The following is an 18,634-nucleotide window of genomic DNA, read 5'->3' on the forward strand; positions in this document are numbered from 1 at the left end:
GCAACGACCATGACCTGAACTCTAACGGCGACCGTACTGGATGCTGTTAAGTAACACAGCAAAGACGATTACGGTGCCGGTAAACACGGTTTGCCAGTAAGCGGACACGCCAATCATCACCAGACCATCCGATAAGAAGCCGATGACGAATGCGCCCAAAAGCGTACCGTTTACGTTGCCTCGCCCACCGGTTAGCGCAGCGCCACCGATGACGACTGCCGCAATGGCAGTCAGCTCATAAGTGGTCCCCGCCGTCGGTCCTGCTGAGGTCAGTTGAGAAGAGAGCACCAGCCCTGCAATGGCGGCGCACACTCCAGAAATTACATAAACCCAGACCTTGACGCGTTTTACAGGTACGCCTGAGAGTTCCGCTGCTCTCTCGTTACCACCAGACGCATACAGCCAGCGACCAAAGCTGGTTTTTATCAGCACGATGGCGACAATGGCAGCTACCACGCCGAGCACGATGACTCCAATGGGCACACCCGCAATTCGATTGAATCCAAGCCAGTCAAAGCCTGTATTTCCAAGAAGTGGATCCCCCGCCAATTTGTTGTATGTCAGCCCATTTGTCATCAGTAGTGCCACACCTCTGGCAACGTAAAGGGTTCCTAAAGTGGCAACAAATGCTGGTACTTTCAGGTAGGCAATCAGCACTCCGTTAATCACTCCAACCAAGGCACCCAGACCACACGTCAGTAGAACCACTACCCAGACGGGTGGATAGAGAATCACACCTCCCCATTCGATGGTGATGCCTTGCATCAGGAACCCGGCGAATACACCGCACAAGCCGAGGGTCGACCCGACAGAAAGGTCGATTCCGCCATTCAGAATCACCAGCAGCATGCCTATCGCCAGCAAGCCAAAAATCGCGACATGCGATGACATGATCATCATGTTTTCGACAGTGAGATAGTGGGGAGACAGCAACGAAAAGGAGATAACGATAGCAATCAAAGCGAAAAACGCTCTGCCTTCCAATAAAAACCGAGCCAGTTCTTTTCCTTTACTAAGCTGCGATTTGGCTTCCAATCGTGACGTCTGTACCTCAGTGGACATATCCCTTACTCCATAATGATTGGTGAGTGGTTTCTCTGGTGATGATTTCTAGGCGATGAGTGATTCGCCTGAAGCCGCCATGATGTCTTCCTTGACTGCATTCGAATCAAAAATGGCTGAAATTTTTCCTCGTCGAAGCACCACGATTCGATGTGCAATACTCAAACACTCTTCAATCTCAGAGGTTGAGTAGATGACGGATAACCCTTGGCTCGCCTGCTGGCTAAGTAACTTAAACACTTCTGCTTTTGCGCCAATATCAATTCCTCGGCTGGGCTCATCCAGAAGAATCACTTTAGGTCGCGTGGCGAGCATTTTTCCTATCACGACTTTCTGCTGATTTCCCCCAGACAAAGCACCAATCTGGCTGTCAGGACCGTCGGTCTTTATCGTGACATTCTGAATTGAGTCAGAAACCAGAGCGGCTTCGCTTCCACTGGAGAGCAGGTAACGCCGGACAAAATGTCCAATGCTGGCAAGTGACAGGTTGCTCCCGACACTCATGGTCTGAACCAGACCGTCGCGTTGTCGGTCTTCGGGTACTAACACCAGCCCGGCATCGATTCTCTCAGCGATACTCATGCCTGTGAGCGCCTGCCCGTTCATTTCAACCTGACCGGACGATTCTTTTAAACGACCAGCAATGCACTCCATTAACTCAGTTCTGCCAGCGCCCATTAACCCGTAAATGCAAACGATTTCATTTCGATGAAGGCTAAGAGAGAGCTGATCAACCAACTTAAACTCCGAGCCAGAAGGGTCATCGACAGACAGATTGTTAATATTGAGGACAACCTCTTGTTGCATCGCTTCCTGAGGAGGCTGACCCAGACTGTAGTTGTCTCCCACCATATGCCTGACAATCCAGCTAAGATCGATGTCGGCTCGGGGCGCGTATGCCGTCATGGCACCATCTCTAAGTACCAGAGCGTGATCAGTAATCTGTAGCGCTTCTTCCAGATGGTGGGAGATATAAACAATGGAGACTCCCCGGCTGGTGAGGTCTCTGATCACTTTAAACAGGACCTCAACCTCGGCAGCACTTAACGCTGAAGTGGGTTCATCCATAATGAGAATTCTGGAATTAACAGAGAGGGCTCGCGCAATTTCTACCAGTTGCTGCTGACCAAGCCGAAGGTCTTCAATTCGGGTGAGAGGATCGATATCTTCTTCCAGCTCACTCATAAGCGCGCGTGTTTGACGCTCTTCCTCTGCGTAGTCCACACCAAACGAGGTCTGAATTTCACGCCCCATAAAAATGTTGTCACGAACATTTAAATTGGGCGCCAGACTCAGTTCCTGGTGAATGATACAAATCCCTTGCGCGCGTGCTTCATTGGCGGAATGGAATACAACAGGTTCGCCATCGAGCAGAATGTCGCCTTTAGAAGGGCGAAGAATGCCGGACAGGACATTCATCAGGGTCGACTTCCCTGCCCCATTTTCTCCAAACAGCGTGGTGACCTGGCCGCGATAAATCGAAAAATTAACGGCTTTCAGGGCGTGAGTGTTACCGAAAGACTTAGACACTTGCCTCGCTTCCATGATCACGTCGGTACTCATGTTGTTATTGGGATTCATGGCTGGACCTCAAACTTAACCGGAGTGACCAGCCAGTTTTTGGCGTTGATCAATTTGAATACGCCGGTAACAGCAATCCGTTTCCCTTCCAGATTTTTATTGTCTATCGAAGACAGCACCTGCCTTTTCATTTCATTGTTGAGCGCCGCCCCGACATCTTGATACTCAATCTGGTTTTTAAACTGGTTAAACCCAATGGTGCCGGTTGCATCCCTAAGATCCGTTCCATTGATGGCAGGTCCAGTCTGAACTCGTACTCGGATCTTCTCTGGAATACCTTCAATGTTGACCGAAAAAATGCCCGACTTTCCCTTTTCGACCAGCCCCTGAAATGAAACGGGAATGACAGAACCGATGCCACCTTTGGACTTTACGCCGTATTTCTCGGCCGCCTTCTTTTTGTTTTCTGTTATTGCGTTTGCAAGCTCGTTAGCGTCCACCGCTCGGGAGACAATGCTGCTTTGAATTTCGGGAAAAGTTTTTAAAGCATAACCATCAACAGAAAATGCCTGTTGGCGAGTGTCGTCTTCAGAACCAATCACAACCACTTTGGTGTCCAGAATGACTGCAACGGTCAAGGCGAGCGATCCAAGCCATAACCACAAAGAGGATCCTCCCCTTTTTGCCGGGAGCAAGGCATTGTTATTTGTCATCACAGTTTCCATACCGTTTAAATATTGTTCATTTGTATACTACTACTAACATTTGAACATTTAGTGACAAATATCACAATATGACAGATAGACACCCTCAAATTTAAAACAAAATCGAAACAATTAAGAAACAAAACCCCATAAAATGGGGCTTTTAAAGATGAGAGAATAATTACGAAGTTAAATGAGATTTGAAAATTCAGATAAGTAGAGTCGGTTCATTTGTATAGAGCCTAGCCAAAACCGCACAAAAATGTGCAACATTTGAATTAATAACAAATCAAATGAACAAAGGGTATATCACTCTTTCAATCGAGAACGATCCATCATGACTGCCAACACAATGATGGCTCCTTTGACGACTTGCTGGTAAAAAGAAGAGACGCCAAGAAGATCGAGACCATTGTTTAGAACACCGATAATCAAGGCGCCAAATAGCGTCCCTACAACGCTTCCCACTCCACCCGCTAAACTGGTTCCTCCAATCACCACCGCCGCAATCGCATCCAGCTCATAGGCGACGCCTGCCTGCGGCAAAGCTGCGGAAGTTCGGGCAGACAAAATCAGTCCCGCTAAACCACTTAGCAAACCCGCAATGCCATAAACACTAAAGGTCACCCACTTAACGCTGATTCCCGACGTTCTAGCAGCTTTGGGGTTACCACCTACGGCATACACATAACGCCCATAGGTAGTGTATCTGAGCACAAACCAGCTGATGGCAAACACCGCCAGAAACAGAATGACGGGCATTGGTACACCCATGACCAAGCCTTGCCCAATGAACTTGTAACTTGGGTTGAGATTGGAAATTGGCATCCCGTCGCTGTAAATCAGAGTCAGTCCGCGCGCCATACTGAGCATGCCAAGGGTCATCACAAAAGGAGGAACCGCAAACTTAGCAATCACAAAACCATTTGCTGCCCCAAGTGCCAGACCAGCACCCATACCAAGTAATACCGGTGCCATAACGGCGGTATTCCCCGACCCTGTCGCAAAGCTTGCGGCGACCATGGCAGTGAAGGCCACCATTGACCCGACAGACAAATCAATACCCCGAGTCAGAATGACAAAGGTCATCCCAAGCGCAAGTATCCCGTTTATTGAGGTTTGACGAAGGACATTGATCAGGTTGTTAGCGGTTAAAAAGTACGGACTGGCAATCGATAAAATAAGGCAAATCGCAATGAAGGCTAAGACAATTCCATACTTAGCAGCGAAGGTTCGCCAATTCACCTTGTGGCTCTCGTTTGCACTTTGATTTGTCTGTACTTGTTGTTTTGTATCCATCTAATTCAATCCTTCGATTAGCTTTTTTTGGAGGTTAAGACGCGAGCCTTGAGAGCGCTTCCTGACTGAGCGCCTCTTTTGACAGTTCTCCTGCCACTTTTCCTTTGCGAAATACAATCACTCTGTCGCTCATTCCTAATATTTCCGGTATTTCAGAGGAAACCAGGATGATGGCTCGTCCCTCTTGGGCAAATTGAGACATAAATTGGTAAATTTCCCGCTTGGCGCCCACATCGACCCCTCTTGTGGGTTCGTCCAGCAACAGAACTTTGGGTTGAGTCGCCATCCATTTCGCTAACACCACTTTTTGCTGATTACCACCACTCAGACTTTTGACGGGCATGTCTTTGGTGGCTTTTATTGAAAAGCGATCAAACATGTCATTGGATACGTCCTGCTCCCGATTCAATTTCAACACCCCCCAGCGAGACAAGTGATTTAGAGAGGCATAAGAAATGTTCTGAAGCACACTCGATTCAAGAAATAGCCCACTGCCTTTTCTGTCTTCTGTTACCAGTGCCAGCCCTTTGTTCATGGCTTGTTTAGGTGAGTCAGGGAGATAACGTTCGCCATTCAGCTCGACCTCTCCCTGGCTGGCTTCCCGAATGCCAAACACCGTTTCAAGAAACTCGCTTCTTCCGGCGCCCATCAAACCAAATATTCCAAGAATCTCCCCTTGATGAAGGGTTAAGTCGACGGGTTCAAACGTTTCTTCATTCCCCAACTGGTGAACCTGCATAAGTGGCTCATCGGTTAGCTGATTGAATTTGGCGTATTCTTCTTCCAGTTCAGAACCAAGAATTAAGTTAATCAGTTCGTGGTGATCGATATCCTGCATGGAGCCGGATTGAATGAACTGACCGTCCCGGAAAATGGAGTAGTCATCGGCAATGCGAAACAGTTCATTCATGCGATGCGAAACGTAAATGATGGATGTGCCGGACGCTTTAAGCTGGCGCATGGTTTCAAACAGATCATCCACCTCCTGCTCACCGATAGCTGAGGTCGGTTCATCCATAATAATGATGCGTGCCTGATAAGAGATGGCTTTTGCAATCTCCACCAACTGAATCTGAGATAAGCTAAGATCACGCATCAACGCCGTGGCGGAAATATCGAATTTAAGTTCTTTAAGCAGCTGCGCGGTATTGGCTTCCATGGTCTCTTTATCGACCACCAGCCCACTCAGCTTCTTAGGCTCACGCCCGAGATAGATATTTTCAGCGACCGTCATTGCAGGAACAGGTTCCAGTTCCTGGCTGATAAAAGATATTCCAGCTTTCAGTGCCTGCGACGGACTGGCAAATTTTACGGGTAAACTGTTGAGCAGTATTTCTCCTTCATCTCTGGCATAGATGCCCATGAGCACGTTCAGAAAAGTCGACTTCCCAGCCCCATTCCCCCCACACAGCGCGTGAATGGTGCCCTTTCGAAGGTTCAGCTCCCCGTTTTTTAGCGCCACAACACCCGAAAATGTTTTTTTAATGCCCGTCGCCTGCAGAACATATTCCGTCATCTTGCTCTCCGATTACTGGATGGTGTATCCGCCATCGATCACCAGATTGGCTCCACTGATCATCGCTGCCTCATCGCTCGCGAGATAAACCGCAGCTGATGCGATTTCATGAGGCTCAGCAAAGCGTCGTGTGGGAATTTTCAGTTTCATTTCTTCTGCCATGTCTCCCGACCACGCTTTTTTACCTAACTCGGTTAAAACGACAGTCGGAGATATCGCGTTCACGGTGACCCCTTTTGGTGACCACTCCAGAGCCAGAACCTGTGTTAGGGAAATAACCCCTGCCTTGCTTGCGCAATAGGCTAAATGTTTGTCTATTGCGACCATGCCTGCCTGAGAAGCGATATTCACGATTCGACCGTACCCTCTTGCCACCATTTCTCTTCCTACGATCTGGCTCATCAGGTACACGCCTTTCAGGTTAATGTTCATGGTGTTGTCCCAATCCTGGTCGGACAACTCCAGAGCGTCATCCAGAGCAACGATCCCAGCGCAGTTCACCAGAATATCGATGCCACCAAATCGGCTTTTCACTTCATCTGTCGCCAGTTGAATGCTTTGACGACTGGTAACATCGACCTTAATGCCAACGGCATTGCTCGTACTTAATTGCTCGGCAATCTTCCCTACGTCAGGGTGTACATCCAGTAACACGACGTTCGCCCCTTTTGCCAGATACGCCTCACAAATCGCATGACCAATCCCCGCGGCTCCCCCGGTGACCATTGCCGTTTTTCCAGCCAGTGAAAACTCATGATTGGGTACTCGCTGCATGCCTGTCTCCTTTGCTAAATATGTAAACAAGCACCCCAAGCCACAAGCTAAGGGTGCCGTTATGATCAGAGATTAATTACCACGTTTGCTGAGCAACTGGTCAACATTTTCCAAGGTGACTGGCGTCCAGGGCACGTTGTAATGTTTTTGCGCACCATCATTCCATGGCATGCCCGCTTTATAGGCTGCCCAGATTGGGGATTTGGGTTGGTAGCTGCTGCCAACGACCTGACGGATAGCCACGTCAATTGCACCATGCGCCTGAGCTTCAGCATCCTGAAGCACCGATTCCATGCTGCCATCTTTTACTGCGGTTAACGCATCGGTAATGCCATCCACACCAGCAATAGAGAAGTCTTCAACTTTTAGCCCAGCCGCTTTTATGGCTTCGATTGCACCCAGAGCCATTTCATCATTTTGAGCAATGATGCCGTCGATTTTTCCACGATGTGCCGTTAGCCAGTTTTCCATTAGGGAGAGTGCTTCCGCACGAGACCAGTTTGCTGTGCGCTTTTCTAATACCTTCACATTTGGATTTTTATCAAGAACATTTTTGATGCCTTGTGCGCGGTCAATTTGCGCCGACTGACCAATCGGTCCTTCGATCACCACCACATTGCCCTTAAACCCAATTTTCTCTAATACTGCATTTGCGACCATTTCCCCTGCTTTCACATCATCGGAACCCACAAAGGAAGCGAGCTGATCCGAGTTACAGCGGGTATTTGATCCCACAACAGGAATGTTGGCGGCCGCCGCCTTAGCCACTGCGCTCGCACATGCGACTGCATCAATAGGAACAAAAACGATGGCGTCAAACTGACGAGTCACCATGGTGTCAAACTGGTTCTCCTGCACTAGCGCGTCGTAACGCCCATCAAAAACAGTGACTTCTGCGTCGCCTGACTTCACAGCAGGATGCTGCTTTGCCGCGTTACTCCAGAGCTGCATGAATTCTGCCTGCAATCCGTAAACAGCAGCACCAATTCGCACTGTTTTTGCAGACACCGTCTGAGCGCCCATAAGGAGAGCAGCTGTTGCCAGCATCAGTGAGGTTTTCCTAAAAGCATGTCTCATAATCATTCCCTTTGTTTGCAGCCAAAGTCTTTCCTTCTGAGCGCACAACTCAATTTTTTATGGCTTTGTTTTATAGGATAGACAGAAGCAAGAAGCCTGCATTCCCACTCACTGTGAAAATGAACATCCACACCTCAATCTGTTCATTTGAATAATATGACCAACATTTGAACAATGCATGTTTGAGATCACATATTTTTAACATGGTTTATCTTACTTATAAGACCAAAAATAAATAATGTAAATAACTATTTGTTTTAATTATAAAAATACATTTTAAAAACCATAAGTACTATTGATATTTTTAAAATTACACAATTGACACTTGGTCACTTTTACAACAACCTAGTCAACACAAATGAAAATTAACCGTTCATATGTTCATCACAAAAACACATGAGCAAAAAGGTAAGGAGGCAAGATGGACGACTTCTCAATCGCCATTGGCAGTGATGATGCAGCAACAGATTTGAAGAATTCCATCATGGCGTTTCTCAAAGAACAGGGGTTTCATGTTGAAGATTTTGGTGATCTTTGTCTGGATGGTACAAGTTACCCAGACGTAGCCTATGAACTGGCAACATCGATTCGCTCTGGTAAACACCAGCGAGGCATTTTGTTTTGTGGGACAGGTATTGGTATGGCGATCACTGCCAATAAAGTCCCGGGAATAAGAGCGGCGCAGGCTCATGATACGTATTCAGCTCAGCGCGCCAGAAAGAGTAATAATGCCCAAATTCTCACTTTAGGTGCGAGAGTGATTGGAACCGAACTTGCCAAAGAGATTGTAAAAGCGTTTCTGGAGTCGGAATTTGAAGCTGGTCGCTCTGGTCCCAAAGTTGAGCGAATTCAGTTTTATGAAAATGCCTCGAATAAGAAAGACTAAGATATACATAGCCCCTTTGCACTTTCACATTTAGCCAATATTCAAAAATAGAAGGAAGGAACCTACTATGATGCAAAGAATCATTAATGACCCAGACCAGGTCGTCGAAGACTCTCTCAAGGGTTATTTGTCTGCATACCCTCAATACATAACCGCAACCGACAATCCACGAGTAGTAAAAAACAGCCAGTTAACACCGGGAAAAGTCGGCGTTATCACGGGTGGTGGGTCCGGGCACGAGCCAGCGTTTCTTGGGTATGTAGGACGTAACCTGCTGGATGCCGTCGCTGTCGGTGAAATTTTCTCTTCTCCCACTGCCATCAGTTTTCTGGATGCCGCCAAAGCCGCCGATTCAGGAAAAGGCGTTGCCTGCTTATACGGTAACTACGCGGGCGACAATATGAACGTCAAGATGGCGTGTAAAATGGCAGAAAAACAAGGCATTACTATAAAGACTGTCATTGCAAATGACGATGTCCCCTCTGCTCCTCCGACTGATCTGGAGAAACGCCGTGGTGTCGCTGGCGAAATCCTGATGTGGAAAGTCGCCGGAGCGGCGGCTGAAAGAGGTGACGATTTGGACTCGGTCATTGAGCTCGCACAGCACGCCATAGATAGCACGCGCAGTATTGGAATTGGTTTATCTCCCTGCGTTATCCCTGCGGTTGGCAAGCCAAACTTTCATATAGAACCGGGAAAAATGGAAGTGGGTATCGGGCATCACGGTGAACCGGGAATTGATGTCAGCGATCTGGTTCCGGCGGCGCAAATGGCAAAAATAATGACGGATGCCGTCGTTAATGATCTTCCTTTCTCATCCGGTGATGATGTCGTGGTGTTGATTTCTGGTCTAGGTGCAACGCCCAACAACGAGCTGCACATTCTTTATTATGAGGTGGCTACGTTACTCGAAGAACAGGGCATTCGCATTCACCGACAATACGTGGGTAACTATTTCACTTCTCTGGAAATGCATGGCGCGACGCTGACAGTTATGAAGGCAGACGAGCGCCTGAAACCGCTTATCGACGCACCCGCACACTCCATCGGATTCCATCAGGAGGGTTGATTATGGCGTACCTAAATGCACTCGACGGCAAAGCCATCATGATTGAGATTTGCGATGTGATTGTTGAAAACAAAGCCTACCTTAGCGAGATTGACGGGCTGATTGGTGATGGAGACCACGGCATCAATATGGCAAAGGGATTTGCATTGTGTAAGTCGGATCTGGAAAAGCTGAACGATGTTAATCTGGGTCAGGCTTTTCAGGTATTGGCCAATATTTTAATGGGCTCGATTGGTGGTTCTATGGGTCCGATTTATGGCAGCGTATTTGTTGCAATGGGGCTTGAAGCCGACGGCAAAGAGCAAATCACCCAACAAGACTTTGCTGAAATTCTTTCTGAAGGGCTAATCGGATTGCAAGACATCAGCGACGCCAAAGTAGGTGACAAATGCATTATGGACACCCTAGTTCCGGCAGTAGAAGCGATGCAAAAAAGTGTGCGCGAAGAGTTTTCCTTTGAGGGTAGCTTGAGCAATATGGAAGCGGCAGCAAAAGCGGGGGCGGAATCGACCAAAGACTTGGTATCCAAAATAGGTCGCTCCAGCCGACTGGGTGAACGCTCTGTGGGCGTGTTGGATGCTGGTGCGGTGTCGTGCTCACTGATACTCAGTCAGTTAGCGCAGTCGACTATTTCCCGGCTTCAAAGTTAGCCCAAACAAAAACGTCGCCCTAAGGCGACGTTTTTCGTTGGTCTTTAGAAACCGATTAGTGTTCGCGAGTAGCGCGGAAGTTGATATCCGGGAAACGCTCCTGAGCCAGATTCAGGTTCACCATAGTTGGGGCGATGTAACTCAGGTTGTCGCCGCCATCCAACGCCAGGTTGGTCTGGTTCTTACGCTGGAACTCATCCAGTTTCTTGTCGTCGTCACACTCTACCCAACGAGCCGTTGCAACATTTACGCTCTCGTAAATCGCTTCAACGTTGTACTCAGATTTCAAACGAGCCACAACCACATCAAACTGAAGTACACCAACCGCACCAACGATAAGGTCGTTGTTTTGTAGTGGACGGAACACCTGTACCGCACCTTCTTCAGAAAGCTGAACAAGACCTTTCAGAAGTTGCTTCTGCTTCAATGGATCTTTCAGGCGAATACGACGGAACAGCTCTGGCGCAAAGTTCGGGATGCCCGAGAATTTCAGTGCTTCGCCTTGTGTAAAGGTATCACCAATCTGAATCGTACCGTGGTTGTGCAATCCGATGATGTCGCCCGCGTACGCGTTTTCAGCACGAGAACGGTCACCTGCCATAAAGGTTACGGCGTCTGAGATGCTCACTTGCTTGCCAAGACGAACGTGGTTCATCTTCATGCCTTGCTTGTAAGTGCCCGATACGATTCGCATAAAGGCAATGCGGTCACGGTGTTTCGGGTCCATGTTTGCCTGAATCTTAAAGACGAAGCCAGAGAACTTTTCTTCCTGCGCTTCAACTTCACGCTCATTCGCCTGACGAGGAAGTGGCAGCGGAGCCCATTCAGTCAAGCCATCCAGCATGTGGTCAACACCAAAGTTACCCAATGCTGTGCCGAAGAATACAGGTGTCAGCTCACCGCTTAAGAACAATTCGCGATCGAATTCGTGAGAAGCACCCACGACCAGTTCCAACTCTTCACGAAGTTGTTCTGCCAGCTCAGAACCGACGGCTTCATCTAGCTCTGCGTTGTCCAGACCTTTGATGATACGCTCTTCCTGAATGGTGTGGCCCTGACCTGTTGAGTACAGAATCGTTTCGTCGCGGTGAATGTGGTAAACGCCTTTGAACTCTTTACCACAACCAATTGGCCAGGATACAGGAGCACAAGCGATGTTCAGTTCACTTTCTACTTCATCCAGCAATTCCATTGGATCGCGAATGTCGCGGTCCAGTTTGTTCATAAAAGTGACGATTGGCGTATCACGCAGACGAGTCACTTCCATCAGCTTACGAGTACGATCCTCGACACCTTTCGCTGCATCGATCACCATCAAACAGGAGTCAACGGCAGTCAGTGTACGGTAGGTATCTTCCGAGAAATCTTCGTGTCCCGGAGTATCAAGCAGGTTAACCAGACATTCGTTGTATGGGAACTGCATCACCGATGTGGTCACCGAGATACCACGTTCTTTTTCCATTTCCATCCAGTCAGATTTAGCGTGCTGGCTAGAGCCACGACCTTTTACTGTACCCGCAGACTGAATCGCGCGTCCGAACAAAAGAACCTTTTCTGTAATGGTGGTTTTACCCGCATCCGGGTGAGAGATGATGGCGAAGGTTCTGCGCTTCGACACTTCTTGAACAAAAGGAGAATTAGACATTTCAATAATCTTCTTACTGGTTTACCGCCTTGTGTAGGCAATAACACAAAAAACTGGGTGCACAACACGCCTGATAAGCCACACAAACTGAGGCTCGGGCACATATAGCGAGGAATAATCTGTCTTGTAGACGTTCAGGCTATTACATCGGTCTTATGATCAGGCGTGAGGAAATGGCGCAATTGTATGAGATCCACGCTCAGCTTTCCAGTTGGTTATCGAAAGAGCAAAAACAAGGCGAAGAGAACGCTGCCGAAAACCGGCTTTTCGCATATTAATAAGTCATCACACCATTTACAAAATGGCTTTTCTGTTTACCCATTTTACTTTATTGCGAGGACCGTCAAACTTTACAATAGTGTTACAAACGTCACGAACGTGTCGATAAAATACCGCATAACACCCTCAAAAACGTCAATTTGACGGTTCCACGTCGCAATTGGATAAAAATGTCTCAAATGAAAGTTCTTGTTACACAAACTGTCGCATTCTGAAATCACATCCAAATGTAAATGATAGTTATTCCCATTAACATGTGTCCGATTTATTTGTTGATGTCAGAGGAACCAATGAAAATCGAACACAGGTACAGGAAAGCGACGTTAGCGCTAATGATTGCTTCAGCACTTGCTGGCTGTAATGACAGCGATAGCACGTCCAGTACAACAAAGAATACGGCCCCCGTTGCTGCCGCTAAAAACGCGGAAAAAAATGTGGTAGCACAAGATGTGCAGCACTGGAAAGCACACAGGCTGAACCGTTACTTGTCTGAGAATTTGTCAACTTGGTCGATCGAGCAAGAAGGCAAAGTACTGACAGCAACGGAAGGTGTTATCGAAACTCAGCATGGTCACGTTATCAAACGTGGTGATCAGCTTGTTTATGTGTCGCAAAGTGCACAGGCAGAAACGTTCACACTGAAGAACGATTCCGGCACTCAAACTGAAACAGTCACCATCAAAATTGATCAGGTATTGGGTGATCCACTGGCAGATCAACAATGGCATCTGCATAACACGGGTCAGATGGCTTATGCCCAGCCAGAAGGTATCGCGGAACTTTGGCACGACTACCTGATGAACAGCAAACTGCGTTATTCACGTGAACGAGCTGATGAAAAAATCGCAGAGCTACAAGCGCGCCCTGCCAGCGTTGCTGGTGAAGACATGAACGTGCCAGCCGCCTTTGCTTTGGGCGTAACAGGTAAAGACACCATTGTAGTGGTGGTAGACAGTGGTCTTGAGATAGCTCACGAAGATCTGGTCGACAACGTATTGCCAAACCGCTCTCTGAACTTCAAACGTGCGGCGCATTCTCCTACAGATCCAACCAACACCGGTGTTAATGGCGATCACGGTACGTCAGTTGCCGGGCTGATTGCAGCTAAAGGCTGGAACAACCTTGGTGGTCGTGGCGTTGCGCCTGACGCCAGTCTGATTGGCATGAACTTCCTGGAGACTCAGTCTGATTCCGACAATATGATCAGTCATGGTATGACGGGAAGTGGTATTTCAGTGAAAGAACCCGTTGTGGCGTTCAACCGAAGCTATGGACGCGATTTGGTCTCTTTCCAAAGCTACGACGAAATTGATGCTGAAATGACCGCTCACACGGTTAACAACCTTCGCGATGGTAAAGGTGCGCTTAACGTTAAGTCTTCGGGGAACAGTTTTGTTTCATCTGGTTCTACTGGAGACTTCTGTCAACACACTGGCGCGATTGAGTACGGTCTGACCTGTACTAACTCTGCATTAGAATCCAACCTTTCTTTTGAGCATTACATTGCTATCGGTGCGGTAAATGCGGACGGTACTAAGTCGAGTTACTCCACAGCGGGCGCGAACATCTTTGTATCGGCTCCGGCTGGCGAAAACGGCGACTGGGAACCGGCGATGGTCACTCCGGACCAGAGTACCTGTCTTCGTGGCTATGCAGGTAGAAACCGACTCGATGTTCTGGATAACTACGTATTTGAATACGCAATTGCACATGACCTTTACCCATTCAATGCAGGAAAGGAAGAAGACAACCTAACGTGCCACTACACCAACACGTTCAATGGTACGTCTTCCGCAGCACCAAACACATCTGGTGTAGTTGCACTGATTGCCTCTGCAAACCCGTCACTAAGCTGGCGTGATATCAAACACATTCTGGCCAGCACATCAGACAGAAACAACCCTGAAGATCCAACAGTTTCTATCCCGGCGGGTAACGGAAACTTTGTGGCTCACCTGGGCTGGATTGAGAATGGTGCGGGCTACCAATTCAACAACCATTACGGTTTCGGTCGCGTTAACGCGGGTGAAGCGGTGAAACTGGCTCTGGATTACAAGCAGCCACTACCAGCGCAGATCAAAACTGACTGGACTGTAGGTATTGCTCAAAATGCAGACGGTCAACCTGTCAATCCGATCACCATCCCTGATAACAACGCCAGCGGTGCTGAACTCATTGTCGAAGTCGCGGACAACGTCACCATCGAAAGCATGCAGTTTATGCTGGATATCTACAACGAGGAATTCATTAAAGACACCTACATCAACGGTAGACGCCAGTCTACAGCAGGTATTGACTTAGCCATTGAAGTTACCTCACCAGCAGGTACTAAGAGCATTCTTTTGAGTTCTCGTCAAGCCATTTTGGAACCCGTTCAGACGGCTCATAGCCCATTCCCTCTGTATGCAGACGGATACATCCTGAAAGATTCTCTGATTGCAGCAAACGCTTTCTACGGAGAAAACGCTAAAGGTAAGTGGAAACTTCGCTTCTTGGACACGTCGGGTAGCGGCATCAATGAAGCAAGTAACTTCCACTCTTCTTACTTCAATAACACGGTTAATTCGCTGGTCAAGAAGGCGAACCTAAGAGTCGTAGGTCACTAATATGAAAAATCTATTATTGCTTTCCGCTGTATTGGGTAGCTGGGGTGCATTTGCCCAAAACCCGGTTTACCAACTGCACCCGAATTCTGTACCAGCAGGGCACACTGAAACTGCTATCAACGATAAAACTCGACTGGTTGAAGAAACCCGTATTCTGAACACCCAGACTCAGGAAACCATTACGGTTACCGGAAAACTGTTGATTCTGGTGAAGGATGAATCCGAACTTCGCCAAATCGCTCATGACTTCGGGCTGCTGCTTTCAAGCTATACCCCCGGCTCTAAGCTAGGAGTATTCACTGCTTCCAAACAAGTGGATCTCAATGAGCTACAGGCTCGTCTCACCCGAGACGAACGAGTCCGAAAGGTTCGAATAGAAACCGATGAAAAGCGCTTTATCGCGCACTAATTGAAACATCTAAAGTGGCAAGTCCTAGCGGGCTTGCCCTTTTGCATAAACGTATAACAATAAAAATTGGAGTACCGACATGGAAATGAACACGCCTGAAGCTCAACAATGGAAAGAGCGGATCGATAGCATTCTGAATGACGCTATTTCATCTGGCGAGAAGATCCATATGCCTTGGCTGGTTGAACAGCTCGCTTATCCAAATCGGAAAAAACTCGAACGCGATTTTCGTCGTTATCTGGATACGACGTATTGCGAATACTTAAATAAAATGAGACTTCATATCGCCAGCAGGATGCTGTGTCATGAGAACGTTTCAGTAAAGGCTGTTGCTTTGTCTAGTGGTTACCAAAACCCTGCAACGTTTTGCAATGCGTTTAAACGCGTTTTTGGTACGGGACCTTCTCAATACAGAACGGAAATGATTGAACACTTCCACCAATACGGCTGCCCTTATGCTAACGGGATTTGCAAGAAAAAACTGAATTAACCGAATCACAAATCACGTTACACGCAAAACAGACTCTACACTTTACTGGCTTAAGTTGGCTGCCAGTATTTTGTTTTACCTATAAAAAACCCTCGCATTGCTGCGAGGGTTTCTTTTGACTCTGATTATTGTACTGTAACTACTTCCCGAACGAACAAGACTCGGCTACCGGATCCGTTGTTTCGATTGACCGCTCCAATATCTCCAATATTGTCAACTTGCCAAATGAGACTCTGATAATATTGAGCGGGTGTAGAGCTCCAAAGCTTCGCTTTTTCATGAATACTTGGGAATACCGTTGTATTCACTGCCGGGCGAGAACAGCCGACCTCTACAATAGAAACCAACTCTTTAATGTTAGGTAATCGCCAGTCAGAATAACCAGCATAAGTCGAGGCTTCTGCGCTCTCTAGTGCTTCAAACCACTTATGGTGAACATCACCCACTTTGACACAATCAGAAGTCGTGTTGTCCCACTCTTTGCCCAGAGTGCAACGCGTCCACATCAAGTTGGTCATGTTATCAACGGCAGTGCCATCAGCACCCAGAGTGAATCGATTAGCAGTTGCGGTAGCTTCCAGGTTCTCCTGGTATTCACACGCACCTGCAGCCGCAGAAATCATTAACGCCACTGGCGCAATCCATTTCAGGTTCATTACTGTGCTCCTCCTGCATTCTGCTCTGGCTGCGCAACTAAACGGATGTAGTTACGATCATCTTTGAACTGGTTTGGCAGACCTTCATAGAAATGGAAAACTTTGACAATATTCCCAACGTGCGAAGGGTATTGGTACTGGCCACGAGTTGCCTGAGAAGTCCAGTAGGTACCATCTTTGGTATCTGGGAAGAAATCTGTATCAATCATTGCGGTATTCTTTTCAGCACCAAAATCCACAATAGAAATTAACTGATAGAATGTGGGTAATGACCAGGTGTTAATGCCACAGTAACCAGCGGCATTTGTTGCTTCAACGTAAGCCTTAGTATCGCAGTCAGAACCTGAGCAGTAACCGCCATTCTGAAGCCCTTCGTTACCGCCATTTCGCGTTGGATCTGGGTTATACCAAGTGTAGGTATTGGTGTTGTCATGCAAACCGGTTTTGTCGCTCTTGACCTGCCAGATAAGTCCAGTGTGGTTATCTTTCACACAATCCCATTCTGTTGCGGATACCGGTAGAGCATTCCCTTCGTTGTCCAGCTTAGAGAAATCAAACCCTGCTCGACCACTGCCAACTTTTGCCAGCCTGCCTTCTTTTGCAAGCACGTCACGACCGAAGTGACCATCCTGATTTGCAGGAATGGATAAGCCTTCGTCATCTGTCAGCAAGGTGCAGTCAACACGGTTATTGTCTTTAAATTCAACAGGACCGCCGCCCGGAATAGGGGCAACAATGATGTCAGAAGCGTCGTTTGCACATAGCGTCGCCCCGGTATCATTTAATATTAAGTCACCTTCAGGCGCTGGGCGATCGGTCGGTTCTACCGTCAGGGTAAACTCTGCCGAAGCACTGCGACCGAACGCATCCGTTGCTGTTGCTCGAATGGCGATATCTGCAATCGTGTTTGAGTAAGGAACAACGGCTGTTGCTTGTGGGGTTTCGGTGTCTTTCAACCATACCGCTGGTCCCACACCGACCTGCTCCCATTTGTAAGTCAGGGTTGCAGGATCTGCATAACTGGTCACAACAAGCGGCATCGCAATCTCAACACCACCAGGGTGATTACCCAGTGCAGATGCTGCTACTTCTGGAGGTAGCGGGCGCACAGTGACAAGCTGTGTCTCTGTAGACACAAAACCTTCGTTATCCGTCGCAGATAACTTGAACGTCAGTTCCACTGGCGGATTGTGACCGACATTTGGTGTCGCAAAGGTCGCTTTACCAGTCTCACCAACAATCAGCTCAACCGTTGGTTCTTCACCGACAATCACCTGCTCCCATGCCAGAGATACGACTTCACCATCATCGGTCGCCGACCCAACCAGTTCAAAGTTGTGCCCACCATCGACTTCTCCATTCTGAGAAACCACAACCGTTGGTTTCGCCCCAAATGGGTAAACGGTAACGGCCACTTCCTGCTTCACTACCGAGTTATGTCCGTCATTGACACTGACTTCAAAAACAAGCGTTTCTTCTTGCTGCACATCCGGCGCTTCAAAGTTCAGGGTATCATTGACTTTAGTAAGTGGCACAGCGGGACCACTTTTTTGTCCCCAACGAATGTCCAGTTTGTCATCTTCCGCATCCTTGGCTTCTACACGGATACTGACGATCGAACCTTCGCTTTGGCGTTCGGGTGCCGAAATCGCAAGTGTTGGTGGCACGTTTACTGGTTGTTTGGTTGATGTCGGTGGCGTAACCGGGGTATCGGGTACCGCTGAAGAAGACGAGTCACCGCCCCCACATCCCACCAGTGCGGTACTGACAGCCAGAGCAATCGAGGTCGATTTGAACTGTGGCCAGTATCTGAAAGTCATGCTTCTATCCTCAAGCAACTAAAAAATCCACCTTAATTTACGTGAATCCACTTAGATGTTAATGAGAATCAATTTCATTATTGGAATTTTGATTTCATATTAAGACAGAAGAGTTATATCTTTTATATTCAGTATGTTATGCGAAATTTATATATGAACTGAGAGGACTAT

General features: G+C 47.8%; 16 protein-coding genes. 6 read left to right on the plus strand and 10 right to left on the minus strand.

Annotation, left to right across the window (positions count from 1 at the left end; genetic code table 11):
- Window positions 1-21 precede the first annotated feature (21 nt).
- The 7 genes from QMG91_RS14265 to QMG91_RS14295 form a co-directional block, all read right to left on the minus strand.
- Window positions 22-1,062, minus strand: a complete 1,041-nt coding sequence (locus tag QMG91_RS14265) for an ABC transporter permease (protein ID WP_022600229.1) — start codon at window positions 1,060-1,062, stop codon at window positions 22-24.
- Window positions 1,063-1,110: 48 nt separating this feature from the next.
- A complete protein-coding gene (locus QMG91_RS14270; protein ID WP_281827256.1) occupies window positions 1,111-2,643 on the minus strand; it encodes a sugar ABC transporter ATP-binding protein in 1,533 nt (510 codons plus the stop codon).
- Window positions 2,640-3,296, minus strand: a complete 657-nt coding sequence (locus QMG91_RS14275) for a DUF2291 family protein (RefSeq protein ID WP_045961819.1) — start codon at window positions 3,294-3,296, stop codon at window positions 2,640-2,642. The genes QMG91_RS14270 and QMG91_RS14275 overlap by 4 nt, the downstream gene beginning before the upstream one ends.
- Before the next feature lie 300 nt (window positions 3,297-3,596).
- A complete protein-coding gene (locus QMG91_RS14280) occupies window positions 3,597-4,586 on the minus strand; it encodes an ABC transporter permease (RefSeq protein ID WP_022549783.1) in 990 nt (329 codons plus the stop codon).
- Between the two features lie 34 nt (window positions 4,587-4,620).
- Entirely contained in the window at window positions 4,621-6,102 is a 1,482-nt protein-coding gene (locus tag QMG91_RS14285) for a sugar ABC transporter ATP-binding protein (protein ID WP_281827260.1), read from the minus strand.
- Window positions 6,103-6,114: 12 nt separating this feature from the next.
- On the minus strand, window positions 6,115-6,876 hold the full coding sequence (locus QMG91_RS14290) for an SDR family oxidoreductase (protein WP_281827262.1): 762 nt from the start codon (window positions 6,874-6,876) through the stop codon (window positions 6,115-6,117).
- Between the two features lie 72 nt (window positions 6,877-6,948).
- Window positions 6,949-7,953, minus strand: a complete 1,005-nt coding sequence (locus QMG91_RS14295; protein ID WP_022589397.1) for a substrate-binding domain-containing protein — start codon at window positions 7,951-7,953, stop codon at window positions 6,949-6,951.
- 421 nt (window positions 7,954-8,374) lie between these two features.
- Between QMG91_RS14295 and rpiB the strand changes: the two genes are divergently transcribed.
- The 3 genes from rpiB (at window position 8,375) to dhaL (ending at window position 10,558) form a co-directional block, all read left to right on the plus strand.
- On the plus strand, window positions 8,375-8,839 hold the full coding sequence (gene rpiB / locus QMG91_RS14300; protein WP_022549779.1) for a ribose 5-phosphate isomerase B: 465 nt from the start codon (window positions 8,375-8,377) through the stop codon (window positions 8,837-8,839).
- A gap of 67 nt (window positions 8,840-8,906) precedes the next feature.
- The gene (locus QMG91_RS14305; protein ID WP_281827264.1) at window positions 8,907-9,908 is read left to right on the plus strand and encodes a dihydroxyacetone kinase subunit DhaK; all 1,002 of its coding nucleotides are present in this window, start codon (window positions 8,907-8,909) and stop codon (window positions 9,906-9,908) included.
- Between the two features lie 2 nt (window positions 9,909-9,910).
- Window positions 9,911-10,558 carry a dihydroxyacetone kinase subunit DhaL gene (dhaL, locus tag QMG91_RS14310; RefSeq protein ID WP_004407125.1) on the plus strand — a complete coding sequence of 216 codons (648 nt, stop codon included), beginning with the start codon at window positions 9,911-9,913 and terminating at the stop codon, window positions 10,556-10,558.
- 55 nt (window positions 10,559-10,613) lie between these two features.
- On the opposite strand, the gene prfC is transcribed toward dhaL, so the two are convergent.
- Entirely contained in the window at window positions 10,614-12,203 is a 1,590-nt protein-coding gene (gene prfC / locus QMG91_RS14315) for a peptide chain release factor 3 (protein WP_004407127.1), read from the minus strand.
- Window positions 12,204-12,772: 569 nt separating this feature from the next.
- On the opposite strand from prfC, the gene QMG91_RS14320 reads away from it, so the two are divergent.
- The 3 genes from QMG91_RS14320 (at window position 12,773) to QMG91_RS14330 (ending at window position 15,987) form a co-directional block, all read left to right on the plus strand.
- A complete protein-coding gene (locus tag QMG91_RS14320) occupies window positions 12,773-15,088 on the plus strand; it encodes a S8 family serine peptidase (protein ID WP_281827267.1) in 2,316 nt (771 codons plus the stop codon).
- Window position 15,089: 1 nt separating this feature from the next.
- Window positions 15,090-15,497, plus strand: coding sequence for a hypothetical protein (locus tag QMG91_RS14325; protein WP_281827269.1), 408 nt, complete (start codon window positions 15,090-15,092; stop codon window positions 15,495-15,497).
- 79 nt (window positions 15,498-15,576) lie between these two features.
- Window positions 15,577-15,987 carry a helix-turn-helix transcriptional regulator gene (locus QMG91_RS14330; protein ID WP_004407140.1) on the plus strand — a complete coding sequence of 137 codons (411 nt, stop codon included), beginning with the start codon at window positions 15,577-15,579 and terminating at the stop codon, window positions 15,985-15,987.
- Window positions 15,988-16,112: 125 nt separating this feature from the next.
- Here the strand turns inward: QMG91_RS14330 and QMG91_RS14335 are convergent, their stop codons facing one another.
- The gene (locus tag QMG91_RS14335) at window positions 16,113-16,643 is read right to left on the minus strand and encodes an Lcl C-terminal domain-containing protein (protein WP_281827272.1); all 531 of its coding nucleotides are present in this window, start codon (window positions 16,641-16,643) and stop codon (window positions 16,113-16,115) included.
- On the minus strand, window positions 16,643-18,463 hold the full coding sequence (locus QMG91_RS14340) for an Lcl C-terminal domain-containing protein (RefSeq protein WP_281827274.1): 1,821 nt from the start codon (window positions 18,461-18,463) through the stop codon (window positions 16,643-16,645). The genes QMG91_RS14335 and QMG91_RS14340 overlap by 1 nt, the downstream gene beginning before the upstream one ends.
- Window positions 18,464-18,634: the final 171 nt, after the last annotated feature.

Origin of the sequence: Vibrio nigripulchritudo (assembly GCF_027924785.1) — a bacterium.
Lineage (GTDB): Bacteria > Pseudomonadota > Gammaproteobacteria > Enterobacterales > Vibrionaceae > Vibrio > Vibrio nigripulchritudo.

What these genes read in the sequence shown, in the direction of transcription:
- QMG91_RS14275 (WP_045961819.1), bottom strand. Translation starts at nt 3,296, where the DNA reads ATGACAAATAACAATGCCTTGCTCCCGGCAAAAAGGGGAGGATCCTCT.
- rpiB (WP_022549779.1), top strand. Translation starts at nt 8,375, where the DNA reads ATGGACGACTTCTCAATCGCCATTGGCAGTGATGATGCAGCAACAGAT.
- QMG91_RS14340 (WP_281827274.1), bottom strand. Translation starts at nt 18,463, where the DNA reads ATGACTTTCAGATACTGGCCACAGTTCAAATCGACCTCGATTGCTCTG.
- QMG91_RS14265 (WP_022600229.1), bottom strand. Translation starts at nt 1,062, where the DNA reads ATGTCCACTGAGGTACAGACGTCACGATTGGAAGCCAAATCGCAGCTT.
- QMG91_RS14295 (WP_022589397.1), bottom strand. Translation starts at nt 7,953, where the DNA reads ATGAGACATGCTTTTAGGAAAACCTCACTGATGCTGGCAACAGCTGCT.
- QMG91_RS14270 (WP_281827256.1), bottom strand. Translation starts at nt 2,643, where the DNA reads ATGAATCCCAATAACAACATGAGTACCGACGTGATCATGGAAGCGAGG.
- QMG91_RS14335 (WP_281827272.1), bottom strand. Translation starts at nt 16,643, where the DNA reads ATGAACCTGAAATGGATTGCGCCAGTGGCGTTAATGATTTCTGCGGCT.
- QMG91_RS14320 (WP_281827267.1), top strand. Translation starts at nt 12,773, where the DNA reads ATGAAAATCGAACACAGGTACAGGAAAGCGACGTTAGCGCTAATGATT.
- QMG91_RS14285 (WP_281827260.1), bottom strand. Translation starts at nt 6,102, where the DNA reads ATGACGGAATATGTTCTGCAGGCGACGGGCATTAAAAAAACATTTTCG.
- dhaL (WP_004407125.1), top strand. Translation starts at nt 9,911, where the DNA reads ATGGCGTACCTAAATGCACTCGACGGCAAAGCCATCATGATTGAGATT.
- QMG91_RS14325 (WP_281827269.1), top strand. Translation starts at nt 15,090, where the DNA reads ATGAAAAATCTATTATTGCTTTCCGCTGTATTGGGTAGCTGGGGTGCA.
- QMG91_RS14280 (WP_022549783.1), bottom strand. Translation starts at nt 4,586, where the DNA reads ATGGATACAAAACAACAAGTACAGACAAATCAAAGTGCAAACGAGAGC.
- QMG91_RS14330 (WP_004407140.1), top strand. Translation starts at nt 15,577, where the DNA reads ATGGAAATGAACACGCCTGAAGCTCAACAATGGAAAGAGCGGATCGAT.
- QMG91_RS14290 (WP_281827262.1), bottom strand. Translation starts at nt 6,876, where the DNA reads ATGCAGCGAGTACCCAATCATGAGTTTTCACTGGCTGGAAAAACGGCA.
- QMG91_RS14305 (WP_281827264.1), top strand. Translation starts at nt 8,907, where the DNA reads ATGATGCAAAGAATCATTAATGACCCAGACCAGGTCGTCGAAGACTCT.
- prfC (WP_004407127.1), bottom strand. Translation starts at nt 12,203, where the DNA reads ATGTCTAATTCTCCTTTTGTTCAAGAAGTGTCGAAGCGCAGAACCTTC.